This window comes from Sphingomonas echinoides (assembly GCF_029623395.1).
In the GTDB taxonomy this organism is placed as follows: domain Bacteria; phylum Pseudomonadota; class Alphaproteobacteria; order Sphingomonadales; family Sphingomonadaceae; genus Sphingomonas; species Sphingomonas echinoides_A.
Map to the genome: position 1 here is coordinate 1 of NZ_JAPYKK010000023.1, position 16,153 is coordinate 16,153.

The 16,153-nt window shown below is 62.1% G+C and carries 8 protein-coding genes; 3 read left to right on the top strand and 5 right to left on the bottom strand.

Annotation, left to right across the window (positions count from 1 at the left end):
- The 5 genes from QBJ92_RS13450 to QBJ92_RS13470 all read right to left on the bottom strand — a co-directional run.
- Positions 1–6,935, bottom strand: a 6,935-nt coding sequence (locus QBJ92_RS13450; RefSeq protein WP_277970216.1) for a peroxidase family protein, incomplete at its 3' end; no start/stop codon positions are given.
- A 448-nt stretch (positions 6,936–7,383) separates the two neighbouring features.
- Positions 7,384–8,031 (bottom strand): SCO family protein, encoded by a 648-nt coding sequence (locus QBJ92_RS13455; RefSeq protein ID WP_277970217.1) that lies wholly within the window; start codon positions 8,029–8,031, stop codon positions 7,384–7,386.
- Positions 8,028–9,089: a multicopper oxidase domain-containing protein gene (locus QBJ92_RS13460; RefSeq protein WP_277970218.1), complete on the bottom strand. Its 1,062-nt coding sequence runs from the start codon at positions 9,087–9,089 to the stop codon at positions 8,028–8,030. Before QBJ92_RS13460 ends, QBJ92_RS13455 begins: the two co-directional genes overlap by 4 nt.
- Before the next feature lie 15 nt (positions 9,090–9,104).
- The gene (locus QBJ92_RS13465) at positions 9,105–10,307 is read right to left on the bottom strand and encodes a multicopper oxidase domain-containing protein (protein WP_277970219.1); all 1,203 of its coding nucleotides are present in this window, start codon (positions 10,305–10,307) and stop codon (positions 9,105–9,107) included.
- Between the two features lie 194 nt (positions 10,308–10,501).
- Positions 10,502–11,158, bottom strand: coding sequence for a response regulator transcription factor (locus QBJ92_RS13470; protein ID WP_277970220.1), 657 nt, complete (start codon positions 11,156–11,158; stop codon positions 10,502–10,504).
- An 834-nt stretch (positions 11,159–11,992) separates the two neighbouring features.
- Between QBJ92_RS13470 and QBJ92_RS13475 the strand changes: the two genes are divergently transcribed.
- From QBJ92_RS13475 to QBJ92_RS13485, 3 genes are all read left to right on the top strand, one after another.
- Positions 11,993–12,151 carry a hypothetical protein gene (locus tag QBJ92_RS13475; RefSeq protein WP_277970221.1) on the top strand — a complete coding sequence of 53 codons (159 nt, stop codon included), beginning with the start codon at positions 11,993–11,995 and terminating at the stop codon, positions 12,149–12,151.
- Positions 12,152–13,025: 874 nt separating this feature from the next.
- Positions 13,026–13,439 carry a hypothetical protein gene (locus QBJ92_RS13480; protein WP_277970222.1) on the top strand — a complete coding sequence of 138 codons (414 nt, stop codon included), beginning with the start codon at positions 13,026–13,028 and terminating at the stop codon, positions 13,437–13,439.
- Positions 13,436–16,138 carry a hypothetical protein gene (locus QBJ92_RS13485; protein ID WP_277970223.1) on the top strand — a complete coding sequence of 901 codons (2,703 nt, stop codon included), beginning with the start codon at positions 13,436–13,438 and terminating at the stop codon, positions 16,136–16,138. The genes QBJ92_RS13480 and QBJ92_RS13485 overlap by 4 nt, the downstream gene beginning before the upstream one ends.
- The last annotated feature ends 15 nt before the right edge of the window (positions 16,139–16,153 follow it).

Here is a 16,153-nt window from a genome sequence, read left to right on the forward strand (position 1 = left end):
AGTAAGTCGTCGCCATCAAAGCCCGACAGGATATTGATCGCCCCGTTGCCGGACAGGATATTGTTGCCGCCGTTGCCGGATCCGTTGATCGCAAGCCCGCCGGTCAGGGTGAGGTTCTCGACATCCGTTCCCAGCGTGAAGGTGACGCTGCTGTTGACGATATCGACACCGTCTCCGCCGGCCTCGTCCACGACATCGCCCGCATTGTCGACGCTGTAGACATCGTTCCCGAGACCGCCCGCCATCACGTCCGCGCCGGCACCGCCATCGAGCGTATCGGCGCCGCCGCCGCCCAACAGCCGGTCGGCACCGCCAGCGCCCTGCAGTGTATCGGCCCCGTCCAGACCGGTCAGGGTGTTGGCTCCGGCGTTACCGGTGAGGATGTTGGCATCCGCATTCCCCGTGCCATCGACCGCCGCCACGCCGGTCAGCGTGAGGCGCTCGACCCCGGTCGCCAGCGTGAAGGTGACGCTGCTGTTGACGGTATCCACCCCGTCGCCACCGGTCTCGTCCACGACGTCGCCGACGGTATCGACGACGTACGTGTCGTTGCCGAGGCCGCCAGACATCATGTCCGCGCCCGCGCCGCCATCGAGCGTATCGGCACCGGCCCCGGCGATCAGTTGATCGTCGCCGTCCAGACCGAAAAGACTATTGGCCGCCGCATTACCGGTAAGGACGTTGGCGGAGGCATTGCCGCGCCCGGTGATCGCCGCGGCCCCCGTCAGCGTGAGACGTTCGAAACCGACCCCGAGCGTGAAGTTGACGCTGCTGTTGACGGTATCGATGCCGTCGCCGCCGATCTCGTCGAGCAGGTCGGCAGCGCTTTCCACGACATACGTATCGTCGCCCAGCCCACCCGACATGATATCGGCACCATTGCCGCCATCAAGCAGATCGGCCCCCTCGCCACCGATCAGGCGATCGATGCCGCCGAGGCCGATCAGCGTGTCGTTCCCCGCCAGCCCGGTGAGCGTGTTGGCGCCCGCATTGCCGGTCAGGACGTTCGCGGCGGCATTACCGGTTCCGCTGAGCGCGCCGCCAGTGAGCAGCGTTAGATTCTCGAGGCCAGCGCCGAGCGTGAAGGTCACGCTGCTCCGGACGAGATCGGTGCCGTCGCCGCCCGTTTCGTCCACGACGTCGCCGACATTGTCGACCGAATAGGTGTCGTCGCCCAGGCCGCCGAGCATGACGTCGCCCCCCGCGCCGCCGTCGAGGCTGTCCGCGCCGTCGCCACCGATCAGCTGGTCGTTGCCGCCAAGCCCCGACAGGATGTCGTCGCCGGCAAGTCCCGACAGGACGTTTACGCCCGCATTGCCAGTCAGCGTGTTGCGGTCGGCGTTGCCGGTGCCGTTGATGGCTGCCGCGCTGGTCAGGGTGAGGTTTTCGACGCCCGCTGCAAGCGTGAAGGTCACGTTGCTGGTGACGACGTCGATGCCATCCCCGCCGATTTCATCGACCACGTCGCCGACGTTGTCGACGACATAGCTGTCATTCCCCAGCCCGCCGGACATCGCGTCCGCGCCGTTCCCGCCGTTCAGCACGTCGTTCCCCGCACCTCCGACCAGGGTGTCATTGCCATTCAGACCGGAAAGCGTGTTTGCCTCGTCATTGCCGGTCAGGATGTTCGCACCGGCATTCCCGGTACCGTTGACTGCGGCAGCGCCGGTCAGCGCAAGGTTTTCGAACGCCGCGGCCAAGGTAAAGGTGATGCTGCTGCGAACGGTATCCACGCCATCGCCGCCCGTCTCGTTCACCACGTCACCGAGGTTGTCGACGACATAAGTGTCATCTCCCAAACCGCCGGACATGCTGTCGGCACCCATGCCGCCGTCGAGCCAGTCGGCACCGGCATCGCCGTTCAGCGTGTCGGCACCATCCAGCCCGAACAACTGGTCCGCACCCGCCAATCCGCTGATCGTGTTGGCGGCATCGTTGCCCGTCAGGACGTTGTCCGCACCGTTGCCCGTCGCGTCGATCGCCGAAGCACCAGTGAGCGTCAGGTTTTCCACGTCCGACCCGAGCGTGTAACCGATGCTGCTGTGCACGGTGTCGGTTCCTTCACCGACTTTTTCCGTGACGCTGTCGCCGGCATCATCGACGATGTAGCTATCGTCCCCTGCGCCGCCGGACATGGTGTCTGCACCCGCGCCGCCATCGAGCAGGTCGTTCCCCGCGCCACCAATCAGCCGGTCGTTTCCGCTCAGGCCCGACAGCACGTCGTCCCCGCCAAGACCGAGCATGAAATCGGTGCCGGACGTGCCGGTCAGCATATTCGCGCCGTCATCGCAGACGATCGCGTCATCGGGGATCGCAACGGGGACCGTCGGATCGGAATAGACGATCCCCTCGGACTGGTTCGCCCCCGTCGAGCTGAACCCGCGGTTGTCGGTGTAGCTTGTCGCGACCCGCAGTGCCTCGCCGACATAGTCGACCGTGACCTGATAGCTGTCCCCCGTGGCACCGGGAATGTCGGTCCATACCCCGTCGACGAGATGCTGCCATTGGCGGGAGAAGGTCGACGTACCGTCGTAATCGATGAACGATCCGGTCGTCACCGTCAGGAGCTGGTTGACCTTCGGCGTCGTGTTGTCGATCGCGAACGTGCCGACGTGGTGACGATTGATCTCTGCCGTGCTGTCGGCGAACTGGATGCGCTCGATGTTGCGCAACATGTCGTCACCTTCGTCGCCGACATTGTCGACCACGTTGACGCGCCCGTCGGGGCGAAGCGTAATCGTGAAGTCGGACCGGTTTCCGATATAGACGGCAGTGTCCAGTCCCTCGCCGATCGTTGCCGCACCCGTTGCATATCCATTGACGGTCTCGCGATAGACGATCTCGCGCGACGCCACGAGCTGGCCGGGATTGATCGTTCGATCGATCAGACGCGCCTGGATTTCCCGCAAGGAGTCCACACGGAACAACTCTTCGCCGGTGCCATCCTTGTTGGCGCGCACGCTGATATAGACGTGCATATAGGCATCGCCGTCGATGATATCGTTGCCCGCCTGCCCTTTGATGACGTCGGCACCACCACCACCGATCAGCAGGTCATCGATGGTGTCGCCGTCGATCACCAGCGCGTCGGGGTTGCTTGCGTCCCAGGTCTTGAAGTCGAGCAGTTCGCGCAAGCCCTCGATCCGGCGGACCCCGTCCTCGTACAGATCATTGCCGAGGATGCGCGGGTTGGCGTCGCCAAGCAGATCGGAGAAGTTCGCGCCCGTACCGACCAGCCCAAGCGGGGTCTGCTTTCCGGTCAGGATGTCGTCATGCTTCCAGCCGGACAGCGCCTCGACCAGATCGTTCCGGTCGCGCAGCGTGAACGCCTGCTGGTTGACCGCTGCGCTCAAACCGAGGTCCGAATTGGCGTTGCTGGCATCGCCCTGATGGATCGACCAGTCGAAGCCCGCCATGCCGTTGTTGCGCTGGATCCCGGCGCCCTGGAGCATGATGTCGTCGCCGGTTTCCCCGTCATAGTCGGTATCGTTACCCTGCCCGTCCATGATGTCGTGGCCGATGATCGGGCTGTTGAAGAACAGGTTCGAATTCTCGCCCGTCAGGCTGTCGAAACCATCGCCGCCCTCGAGCCAGTCATCGCCCTCATTCCCCATTAGATTGTCGCTACCGCTCCCGCCGAGCAGGAAGTCGTTGCCGCGCCCGGCGAACATTTCCTTGGCGTCGGTGCCGCCGACCATGAAGTCGTTGCCCCCCCCACCGAACATGATGTCGAGGCCGGGGCCCGCACTGACGACGTCGTTACCCTCGCCACCGCGCAGGAAGTCGTCCCCGAACGGATCCTCGATGACATCGTCGCCGTCACCGCCGAAGACTTCGTCCGATTCCGATCCGGGGTTGAGGTAATCGTCGCCACCGTCGCCCCACAGCGTGTCGATCCCCTTGTCGCCATATAGCGAGTCGTTCCCCTCGGTGCCGCCAAGCGTGACATGCTCGCCGCCGCTGTACTTGAGCAGCCCGCCATCGCCGAAGCCGTCGCCGTTGACGTCTGCGCCGGGCGCAATGCGCACGACCTTGGGATCGATCGCCTGCTGGAAGCCATCGGACCATTGCGGGTCGTAGGTGCCGCCGGCCAGGAAATCGCCGTCCTCACCGATATGGGTGACCTGCCGCGTCAGCGGATCGAGTTCGAGCGTATAGTCGGCGGTATCGAACAAATGTCCGGGAACGTGCGTCGAATGAACATCGCCGAGGTTGGTGTTGCGCATGACCATGTCGGAAAAGGTGTTCTTTTCCAGCTCGTTGAGCAGGTTCATCCCTTGCGTCCGGCTGAGATAATACATCCGGTCGCCGTTCTGCAGATCCTCCATCTGATGCTCGAACACGTAGTTGAAGGTCGAACCCAGCATACCGCCGAATTCCATCTTCTCCTCGGCCAGACCGCCGATCCACAGGTCGACCAGGTTCAGCCCGGTTTCATGCGCGTTGACGCCGTTGACGCTGTTCGGCGCCCAGCTGCCCTTGCTCTGCAGGAAGTCGAGCCGGTCTGCCGGTACGTGGATCAAGTGTTCCTCGACGCCCATCGCGGCGTTGGCATGAACCAGGATGTCGGAACCGCCCATCACCAGCAGCGTCGCCGCAGCGCGCTTCCCTTCGAGCGTCAGCTCACCGGTGATCAGCGGATGCGTGCCATAGGCCGCGATGAAGTTGACGATGGAAAGCGGGGTCTTGATGTTCTGCGCGAAGTCCAGCCAGCTGGTATAGGGCTTCAGTTGGGAATCGTTCGTCGCCGCATAGAGTTGCGCGCGCACCACGTTGAACGCCGCGACACCGGCATCGCGACCGCGTGCGATGTTGAGCGCGGCCAGATCGAGCGGCAGACCGACGAGGAAATTCCGCAGCGAATCGACCACGAATTCGTCGATCTCATTCCCTTCAACGCGCGTCATCCCGCGAATGATGTCACCCGCCGCGGTCGCCGCGTCATAGATGCCGGTCGTCGGATCGAGGCTGGCCGATATGAACGCCTGGGGATTGAGGAACGCCTCGACCAGGGAAAGAGACTCGGTGGTCAGCGACGGATCCGAAATCTCGATCGTATCCGTCAGCATAGAGTGCCCGAAACGGTACACCGCGTGCGCGAACTCGGCCGTGATGGCGGGATCGACATCGGCCGTATTGCTGAAGATGAAAGGGTCGATGTTCGGCTGAATCTTGCGCGCGAATTCTTCGAAAACCATATGCTGATATTGCATCTCGGTGCTGAAACGCCCCGCCTGGAACAGCCTTTCGCCATCCCAGTTCAGCGCATCGATCGCAGCGGCCTTGGCGCTGCCGCTCAACGCGTTGATCGCGTCGAGTTCAGCCTGCGTGATCGCGTTGCGCGTGGTCCCCGTGGGCAACAGCCACTCGTTGACCACCGCCACGTCGCCGGAGGCGATGATCGTGTCCTTGTCGGCCTCGACCACCCGATTATGCTCGGAGTGGAAGACGGAGTGGACCGCAGTAAGCCCGATGTTCTCATTGCCGCGCCCATCGCCGGTGATGTAATGCGCGTCGAGCATTTCATTGTCGTACGTCAGCGGATTGTTGTCGTCCGCGACAAGGTCCCTGGCGTCGATGACGCCGTCGAGGTTGACGTCTGCAAGATCGTCGACGGTAATCCAGCCGTCGTGATTGGCATCGCCGATCAATGCGGCACACGCCGCCAGATCGGCCTCATCCGAAACGCCGTCGCCGTTATAGTCCAGCAGATCCGTATCCGCCGTCTGACGCACGGCCGGCGTGCCCGGATTGTGATCCATATCGACGAGGACGGGCTCGGCATGATGCGCGATGTCGTTGAGGAAGGCGGCGCCCGCAGAATAGGCATTGGCCGGGATCGATACCCCTTCGCGGGTGCCTTCGAGCAGCGTGCCGTCCTTCAACATGATCTGCGCATAGCCATTGGGCCCGGGAATGAACTTCCCGTACGGATCGGTCAGGAGCAACGGCACGTTGAGGACGTCGTAATCGTCGAGCTTGATCCCCAGCATCGACAGCGCCTGTGCCTTCGTGTCCGCCCAGGTCGCGATCCCGCCAATCGCCCCGTCGAGCAGGCGACCCGTCGCGATGGCATGCGAGTCCTTGATCCCGTCCCCGTCGCTGTCGACCGAAAACGTGTACTCGCGAAGGAAGACCTGATGCGATGCATGCGACGTATAGGTCTGGTTCTGGTCGATGAACGGCGTGGTGGTGTTCACCGTCTCCGTACCGCCCCGGACGGGATTGCCGTTCGCGTCATACTGGGTCGATCGCGTCAACGGCATGAAATTGGGCCCGCCGGGAACGTACGACGGATCGTCGGGCTGGAGCGGAATGAAGACCGTGCCGTTGCCGCCCTTGGTGATGAGATCGAGCCCGTGATCGAAGAACTGGCCGAACAAGGTCATCCACGCGTTGAACGAAGGCGAGAGACCGATGTCGGGCGATAGATTGGGGATCAGCGACAGCTCTTCGTTCGTCGGAATATAGCCGTTCGGCGGCGGATTGCCGTCATGCGCATCCGCATAGGCGGACTGTGCGTGCGCGTTGACGTACCACGCCGCGATCGCAGCGGGATTGGTGTTGGTCATATCGACGATGAGGTTGCTGATCAGCCGTGGATCGGCATCGACCACGCTGCCCGGTGCGCCATAATTCGTATTGGTCAGCGTCGGTGCACCCGGGCCGGGGGTGAACGTGCCCCCGTCGTTCAAATTACGGAACACCGGGGTGGTCAACCGCGGCAAGATCTGATCGGCCGCGCCAAGCAGAGCATTGCCCGGCAGCAGGCTGTTGAAGCTGCCATCGACCGTCCGCAAACCATAAGGGATGAGTTGCCCTTGCGGACCCATGATGCTCAGCAGCGATTCACCCGCGGCATGCCGCTCAGCGATTTTGATTTGCGCCAGAATGAAATTGAGATCGCCAAGATCAACAGTAAAATCACCGGACATAGCAGCACCTCTTCTAAAATGGTGCGCTTGCCGTACTGGCCTTGATCGAGTCGCCCCCGGGACCAATATTGCAAGACACCGTGGTCTTGCCCGGATGATCCTATCGTGGTGAACGAATGTTAATTGTGCAGATGGACATACGCTGTTTACCCGCGGTCTAAGCCGCCTCTTAGGCAGAACGTATTAGGCTGGCGGCGGAGGCCTGACGCCCGGACGAAGGATTTCGCGGGATGTTTTGTGGCGGCAAGCCGCGTGGCCCATCCTTTCGGAACGTCGGCTGCCGTTTTGCGGCAATCCGGCCATTGCCGTGACCATAACGATATTGGTGAGCGCCGAAACGGGGTCGAGCCGACGCTAATGGTTGCTCGATCGCGTGGTTTCGACGCAGTATTGCGGCGTCGCAAGCCCGTTGGAGGCGTTTGCGGTGCCGCCACCCGCCCCGCGATCGTCAGGCCAAATGCGCAAGTCGCCGTATCGCCTGTTCCAGGTCCGTCACCGACCAATCATGCATCGCATACCCTGCCACGCGCGTGTCGGGTGCCAGAAAGTAGATCAGCGACGAATGATTGATGCTGTGGCCAACTTCGCCGCGCCGTGGCGGAATATGCTCGCGCGCCACGACAAACGCCTGCGTTGCCGCGTTTAATTGCGCGCGCGTCCCGGTCGCGACGACGAGCCGACCGTCAAAGGCTTTGGCGAGCGCACGCATCGCCGCGATCCGGTCGAGGTCTCCGTGGCCATGGTGATGCCCCGAATGCCCCTCCATCGCCGCGGCGGCACCCGGCCGACGAAAGCGCATCACGCCCAACGGCGGCACGTCGATGTCAATGAACACGGCACGCGCGGCAATGCCCGATTGCCGCAGTTTTTCCGCCGTTCGCACCATCTTGGGAATGGCGACGGGGCAGCTGGCACGGCATCGGCTGTACCCGAAAAACAGCAGCGTCCAGCGTCCCCTGAAATCGCTTTGCGCTATGCGGTTCCCGGCAACATCTGAGAATTCGAATGCCCCGCCCATCTTCGCAACGCTTGGCATCACGGCGTGATCATGCCCGCCCGAAACGTCGCGCGCCTGCTTGTTCGAAGAGCTTGTCATGACACGACAATCTGCGTCTTGGCCACGCCGCGGCCGTAATCCTGCACACGGCGGGTAATCCAGTGCAAAAATTCGATCTTCACGCCGATCACCCCGGGCCGCGTAGCTTTGAACAGGAAATCCAGCCGCGCAGCGCTGGTAAGTTCGATCGGGGTGTTCGCGGGAAAGACGATCGGCGCATTCCACGCTTCTTTGCCGAGCCGGTGCCCGTCACAACTCACGCAGGTAACGGTTGTCTGGAACGTCACGCGCAAGATGCTGTAACTGGCGTTCAATAGTCTGATCAGGACGGTTTCGCCGATTCTAGCCGTTGCCGCGACTTTCTGATCGGTCAAAGTGTAGTTGTTGAACACGCCGTTGATCAGAAAATATTGCGGTTCGAAGCGGTTCATCCCGACATTTTCACCGCATTGCCCGGCATCGTGGTTTTGGCCGATCACATTGTGCCAGCGAATGTCCATGTCGTCGCACACCCAGAGCCGCTCGACCTGATAGCGCTGGTTCGGGGCATTCTGCACGGGGGACGAGTATAGATAACCCGGCCCCTCCGGCGGGTCGACGATAAGGCCGCCGAACATGCCCATTTCGAAATGCAGCGGCGTGTTGCGATGACAATGATAGAAGTATGTGCCGGGGTTCGAGGGCTTCCATTGATAGGTATATTCGTTCTTGACCTCGAACGAGACGTGACCGACGCCATCGTTCATCGTCGACGGCTCGATGCCGTGGTGATGGATCGTGTGCTGGTTTTTCGCCGTCAGCAGCTTGACGTGGACGACCTGTCCTTCGCGCACCCGGATCAGTGGCGAGGGATAGGGCGTCTTCACCGGGTTCGCCGGGTCTTCGAACGCCCAGTAGCGCAATCTCGCCCCGTTCGGCGCCGTCAACTGTCCGCTGCTCACAACCTGGCGAACGAAGCTGATGTCGGGCGTCAATCGATCGGGCGTCGGCGGGCTTTCCTGAAAGACGTTGCACCCGAACGTCTGGAAATTGGTGTCCCCCTTCACACCGGTCTTGGTCCAGTCGATCCCCGATGAACTCACGGTATCCGCGCACATGATCTGTTTCCACTGTCAGAAAGTGTAGATCGGGCTGGTCATTTTCCAATGCGTGACAAGCCCTTGCGGGTAGTTCCCGCCACCTGCGGTTTGCGACATCTCGGTATGGCAGTGCATGACGTAGCGCAGCGGGAACGGCTCCTGCTTCGGCGGCCAGACCGGGATGTCCGGCGGGCGTTCGAACGGCAGCAGCATGTCCTTGCGATCCATCGGCCGCATGATCCACACGTCGCGTTCGTAAACATTGGTCTCGCAATACGGCACGCCGCTCGCATCCGGCTCGGTGCATTCGAACAGGTGGTTGCCGTGGATATGCGCCGAATGCGTGCAGAGCCCGGCGTTCATCACCCGCAACAGCGTCGGCTGGCCCTGTCGCCCAACCGGTTCGATCGCCTCTGCGGCCGCCAGGTCGGCACTGGCGGTGCTGGTATGGACCGCCGTATCGAAGCCGCTCAAGCCGTTGATATGGAAATAGTCCGGCAGAAAGGCGTCGATCAGCGCCTGTCCGGAAATACGAACCCCCGCTGCTGCACGCGCGTTGATCGTCGAATCCGTCTGGGAGAACAGCCACAGCTTGTCGCGGGCTGGATCCTGCGGCTTCCAGCTGTCCCCCGGAAAGCGCGGATGGCGGCCGAAGGCGTCGAACACCGCGGCAATCTGCGGCGTATGCATGGCCCGACTGAACGGTGTGGGCGACCCCGCGACCGTCGTACCGAGCGCGGGATCGACGATGAAAGCGCCATGCAATCCCAGGATACGGTTGAGCGGCGCATCGTACGGGTCATGATACAGATAGGAGCCGCCAACCGGCGCGGCAAAGCTGGGGACCAGGCGGGTCTCCCCCGGTGGGATTGCCGCAATCGTCGCCTGCGGGATTCCGGTGATCGCAAAGCCGTGCGGGACGATGTCGTTGTTGGTGATACTGATCGAGACGAGATCGCCTTCGCGATACCGAAGCGGCGGCTGCGCCTGACCCGTGGTCAGGAAATAGAACACCATGTAGACCATCTTCCCGTCGATCATTTCCTTCTCGACGGGTTCGATCACCAGCTGGCGCTCGGCGACCGTGGTGGAGAGTGTCGACAGGGACATCGGCGACGGCGGCGGCGTCACGACGGCCAAGGGCGTCGCCTGTGGTGTGATGAATTGCTGCGCCGCTGCCGCGAGCGTTACCGTCGTGGCTCCAGCGCCGATCTTTATGAAATCCCTGCGATCCATCGTTGGCCCTCGCGGCGTGCGGAAGAGACGATGAATGATCGACCCGTCATCCACCCCCTCCGTGATGCGCCGCACGCCCCTGCCCGATCAATTAGGCCAACCGGGCTAGTCTACCGGTTAGATAACTAGGCCCGCATTCGTCTTCGTGCACCTCGCTGTCAGGCGCACGACCGCAGCACCAAACGGGTTGCGCCCTAATAGGCCCGGGCATGCACCGATGCCACGGCACCAGCCCGGCTATGCACGCCCAACGCTTTGTAAAGTCCGCATAAATGAACCTTAATCGTCCCCTCCGACAGCTTCAGCCGGTACGCGATTTCCTTTGTGGAAGCCCCGTCCACCAGAAGCTCGAGGACTTGTTCCTGACGCCGCGTCAGCAGGCCTTTGGACCGATCTTCCGATTGCTCGGGGACGGACAGGTTCGCAACACTGTCGGGCAGATAAATGTGACCTGATACGACCATATGAATCGCTCTGGCGATTTCGTCCATCGGCGTCGTTTCCAAAACGTAGGCGTGCGCGCCGGCGCTGACCAAGGCCAGGATCTTCATCCGCTCCTGGCTTTGGCCTATCACGACGATCCGCAACTGCGGATAGGCGAGCCTCAGGCTGCGCAACGTGGTATGGCACTGGCCTTTGATAACATCCGAGTTGACGATAATAAGGCTCGCCGCGCTGGAGTGCGCAAGACAGTATTGCGCATTACTCCAGTTCGACGCTTCATAAACCTTGTCTATCAATATCCTCCGACGCATCAGGTCGGATATTGCGAACCGGAATATTTCCGCTCCACTCGCGACGATTGCACACGGCAAATCGCCTTCATTTTGAAGCATCGCAACGTTTTTCATGGTGCCCCCATGGTTTATTGCTGCTGACACGCCCACCATAGCTGTGCGGGTTTGTATGCTAAGCAGGCGTACCGATTAATAGCGCATCGGGGGCATGAGTTATATATCGTCATAATGGCGTAAGGCGTCCAGCAGCTGGACGAAAACGTCTGTGGATGGCGCGCGCCCGCTGATGCCACCACGGTGCGGACGCATCCTTGTTCCGATCATGATCGTGCGGTTCGAAGTTCAGGCTGCGGAGACGCTCTGTGCTGCAAATATGATGTCCTACAGCCCGGTGTTGCTTATAGGATGAGCATTCGCATTGCGGAGTCCGGAGCGTGTATGCTCAAGCGCTTCCCGCAATCGATGCTGCGTCGTTCGATACGCCCGAAACTGCGGTTTTCGGGCGACGAAGCGACACCGATCGGCAGCAAACGGCCTGAGACTGGCGGCGATTTCACCATGAACGGACGCATTTCGACAGCAAACGCAAAAAGGCCCCGGACGCGGATGCGTTCGAGGCTGTGTGGTGTAGTTGGTTGCGGGGACAGGATTTCACCGCTGTAGAACCCGCTTTCGTCTGTTTGGCGAAGTTTTGATGCCGTTGCGGCTGTGACCAAAATCACAAAACCCGTTTCGCGTCAGATGCATACTTTCGTGCAGCAGGCTATGCATCATCATGACGTGGTACACGAGCTTCCTTTGGCACCTTGCGCTCAATTTTCGGCGCTAAGGGTGACGTTCCAGCGCTGCCTTCAGAGGCTTGGCGCCAAACCCAGCACCGAGTGAGATCCCACCACGGCTGCTATTGGCAGGTGTGCCAATCCGTATCCCAAAGGAGGATATTGGTCGGTGGCTTTTCGCAGCACCAATTGGGATGCGGTCGTCCACTGTCGCAGTCAAATGGGAACATCGGCAAAGCCAGTCGGCAAAGCGACCAAGGCGCACGTCGGCCATGCCGATCGCACAGGCCAGTCCATCGCACGACGGCTGGACAATCACGTCGATTGATCCGCTGACAGTATCACGTCTCGACACGTTCCACCGCTTCCCAATCGGAGGGGAATTGCCTACACCATAAGCGTGGCAGGGACGTGACGATGCGCCCCGATCCCGCCGGGGCAGGCGCGATCATCGGAGCCATGGCGTGTCGGACGCCCGCTCATCGACCGATCCCTAGGCAAGTGGATCGGTAGCTCCGCTGTGAGGCAACCGCCTTGCGACAGAGATAATTGGAAAGGGGCCGAACCTTCTCCTTCACCCGCAGCCGATCGGGCTGCTGCTGATGGAGCATCTTTGTGCCCGCTCATGTTGTCGCGGATCAGCGGTTGAATGCAACGGTAGCGTTGCCTTTTCCCCCTTCTCCGAAAAGTCGCATTTCCCTTCCCCACGCTTCCCAAAAAATAGGTGTCGAAATGTCTCAGGTGTCATCCGACACCTTTGACGCTCAACATGAGCGGTACAATTCAATATCTAATTTCGGGGAACATGCGGGTTTCCCGGGAGATAAGAATAAAAAGGCCTTTAGCTGCGCAATCATACTCGTAGCTGGCCCAAACTCCGCGCCAGACTCAGGTCTGGGGACATCGTGCCGGGGACCATGCGCCCGGCATGGAAAAGAACAGCAAGTCGTGTCGTGTCCACCGCGCCGTGCGCCGGGCCGTCTGTCGCTATGCTCTGTCCGGCCCTCGGTGGAACGACAGGACTTGGCAGGAGGGGGCATCCCCCTTCCCACACCCTCCCCCGGAAGAACGCCAGCATCCATCCCGGCTACTGCCCCGGCTCAATGGTCCCAACCTCAGGTTTGGGGAAAGGCTTGGCTGCCCCAGACTCAGGTTTGGGGAAGCCCTCGCTGGCCGCAAACTCAGGTTTGGGGAGATGCCCGATGAGCGGCACCTCCGGATCGGAATGCCGTCAGCGGCACCGCGACGTACGTATTCGGCTGCGGAATGAAGATGAACTGGGTCAGTTTGATCAATTGGTCGGCGACGCGGGTTTCCACGGTCCCCATGCGCGCGGCGACTGGCTTCGCCATCATCTGCCAGGCGTGGTGGTACGTCCTACGCCCCCCTCCCCCGCGCCAACGGTCCACAAGTGGGTAGATACGATCGCCGCCCTGGACGGATTAGCGAGCCAGATCGCGGCACTACCGGCGCTACTCGAGCGCATACAGACCGGCACGCTCCGCTTCGATGACGCGGATCGCCTCCGCGCGACCTTTCCGGCGATCGTCGCCCGGCTTCTCGAGAAAGCCGACAAGGCCATCGGCGACATTCACGCCCGGATCAACGAGCGATGATCATCAAGGTCACCCGTGGAAACTCCGCTGACGGGCTGCTCGTCTATCAGCGGCGGCTCGACCGTACACCTGCGGAACAGGCAGGCGTCCGCCTCTTCGACATGCACGGTATCTACAACATGGCGAACGCTGCCGCCGTTCTCGACCGTGCGGCAGCGCGCAGCGGTCGCAAGAACCCGATCGTCCATATCATCATCCGCGCGGAGCGCGGACTCAGCGATCCTGAGTTGCGTATAGCGATGATGGCTGCGCTGGAAGAAGCCGGACTGGCCACCAACGCCTGGATCGCCTTCCGTCACGACAACGATGACGACGACCCTGGTGACCACATGCATATCGCTGGGGTGGCGGCCGATCTTGAAGGCAATCCGCCACCCCGCTTTTTGAGATCCGTGTCGCTCGAACGAAAGGTAACCACCGAGGAGGCCGCCGGCCTACCATCAGGCGATGCACGTAGCCGTGCCTGGGACAGCCAACTGCGCCGACGACTGATGGCAACGGCGCGGCATCTCGAAGACGATTTCGACCTGCGGCCGCTTGCACGGGACCGTGCCACCTTGAACAGGCCGGTCCGCGACACGGCCAGGGTCAGCCGAGGCGCCGTCGATCGTGAACAGCGCACCGGCATTCCTGCGCTGGCCGACCTGCTCGATACGCCCGCGACACAGGCCGCATTGGATGAACCGGATTACACTGCTCGAGCCACGGCGCTCGCCAAGCTCGATCTCGAATTGCGGCCATTCTTGCGAAAGAATGGCGATATGGCGGGGCTTCGGCTTTACCGCATCTCCGACCCGAACCTGCATTGCCCAGTGTCCGCATTGGGCGGGGCCTTCAGCCACAAGGCACTCGATCGACGATCCCCTGTGTCTTTCGCAGACTGGTACCAGCACCACACACCCGCGGCAGAGACTGCTCCGGCACCAGCCATCGACAAACCCGCGTCCTTGAGGTCGCGCTACGCCGAATATACCCGTCAGGTCGCGGCACAGCAGATCCGTCTTCGCGAGGAGCGCATCGAGGTGATAGCGTGGCGCAAGCGCGAGCGCGCCAAGGCGTTGGCCCGGCGGAAAGCCGCTGCTCCGATGGCCGGAACTCGAAGCGCGCGTGTCCACCGCGCCGCAGCGGTTGCGAGCTATCGCCTGGAATGCCAGCAGATCGACCGCGAAGCCAGGGGACAACATGCCGCGCTGGATGATCGTCGGGTACGCCGACTGGACTATATCAATTGGCTGGCGGGGGAGGCGAAAACCGATCCAGAGGCGGCACGCAAACTCGCTGCTTTCCGAACACGCGAGGCGAAGACGCCCCTTGCCCCCATCCCGGCCGTGTCCACCGCGCCGATGCCAATCCAACATGCGGCTCCCATGCCGCTCTCACCGGCCGAGAAAGCGGTGCTGGTGGCAGAGCAGGAACGCCTCATGCGTGCCGCCGATGAATTCAGCGCAGACGGAGCGGTCCTGAGCCGGCACAGTGACATCGAAGCACTCGCCGCGCGGCTGGATGCGATTGGCGTCAAGATGATCGTCGATGCCGATCGTCAGGACCGCCGTGTCCGGGTCAAGCGAGACGCGGTACAAATCGACGGCGTGACGATGACGGCGAAGCCGAAGAGAGCGCGGGCATCCTCTGTGCTTACGCAGGCGAAGCTGACGGAGCAGGCGCAACTCGGCGAAGAGCGCGATCTCCCCATCGCAATACATTCCGTGCAAGGAATTGCCCCGCGCGCCGGCGAAACGCCGGCGTCCTTAGTAGACCGCTTTTATCAAGAGCGGCGGCTGACGCGCTGGATGACGCCAATGCAGGATGTCGCCATTCGAAACGAATGGGCGGCATCGAACGCTGAACTTGTCCGTCAATCCACGCCGCCTGCTTCAACCTCGGCGCCTGATATGACGTTCGACCGGCCGGCGATGCCGCCCAGCCCCCCGCCGGGCATGCCGGTCGAAGCACATTGCGCCATCATACCATCGACAACGCCGCAAACCGCTCTGCTCGCCGATGGGCGTTCTGTGGTGCCTGAAGCAATTGCAGCCAAGCAATATGCCCATGTCGATGATGCCATGGCGATAATAAATGCGCAGCGTCCGGTAACCACACCGGCACGACCGGCTACATCACCCGCAAAGGACGCCGCAACGGCATCGCCAGAACATACGCCTTCGTTGATCCCGCACGTCACCCAGCCTGCGCGCGTCGCAGCATCACCACAGGCGGCGAAGCCGATCGTGGCCACTTCGCCAGCCCCGCCCGGCATCATGCCGCCTGTCCAAGTGCACGTCTCCGTGCATGCCGCCCGGCCAGTCGACACACGCAATACCCAGGATGCTCATCTGATCGCACGCTGGCTCGTCGCCACGGAGGCGGCCAGCGCCGATCCAACCTGCCGACGGGAGAGCGAAACGCTCGCCGCGCGGCTGGTCGCTCGTGATCAGCTTGGGATTTTGGATGCGGAGATGCAGGCGCAGGCCGTACGGGAAGCCGACGCCTATCGGGCTCGACTGGCCGAAGAAGCTCAAGAGGCGGAGAGGCGTCAGAAAGAGCTGCTTGCCCTGCCCACGCCAACACCTCCGTTCGCCAGGACGCCAGCGGGGCCGGCATCGTCGCTGGCGGACGGGCCAGCAAAACCCACCAAACCGAGACGCCCCGCAAGGCTACAGCATATCGGCAAGATCAGCGATCCATGGCAACGATCATGATCGACCCCCGCCGTG

Excerpts from the sequence above, each read along its gene's own strand:
- QBJ92_RS13455 (WP_277970217.1), bottom strand. The coding sequence starts at position 8,031 with ATGACAAGCTCTTCGAACAAGCAGGCGCGCGACGTTTCGGGCGGGCAT.
- QBJ92_RS13460 (WP_277970218.1), bottom strand. The coding sequence starts at position 9,089 with ATGTGCGCGGATACCGTGAGTTCATCGGGGATCGACTGGACCAAGACC.
- QBJ92_RS13465 (WP_277970219.1), bottom strand. The coding sequence starts at position 10,307 with ATGGATCGCAGGGATTTCATAAAGATCGGCGCTGGAGCCACGACGGTA.
- QBJ92_RS13470 (WP_277970220.1), bottom strand. The coding sequence starts at position 11,158 with ATGAAAAACGTTGCGATGCTTCAAAATGAAGGCGATTTGCCGTGTGCA.
- QBJ92_RS13480 (WP_277970222.1), top strand. The coding sequence starts at position 13,026 with ATGAGCGGCACCTCCGGATCGGAATGCCGTCAGCGGCACCGCGACGTA.
- QBJ92_RS13485 (WP_277970223.1), top strand. The coding sequence starts at position 13,436 with ATGATCATCAAGGTCACCCGTGGAAACTCCGCTGACGGGCTGCTCGTC.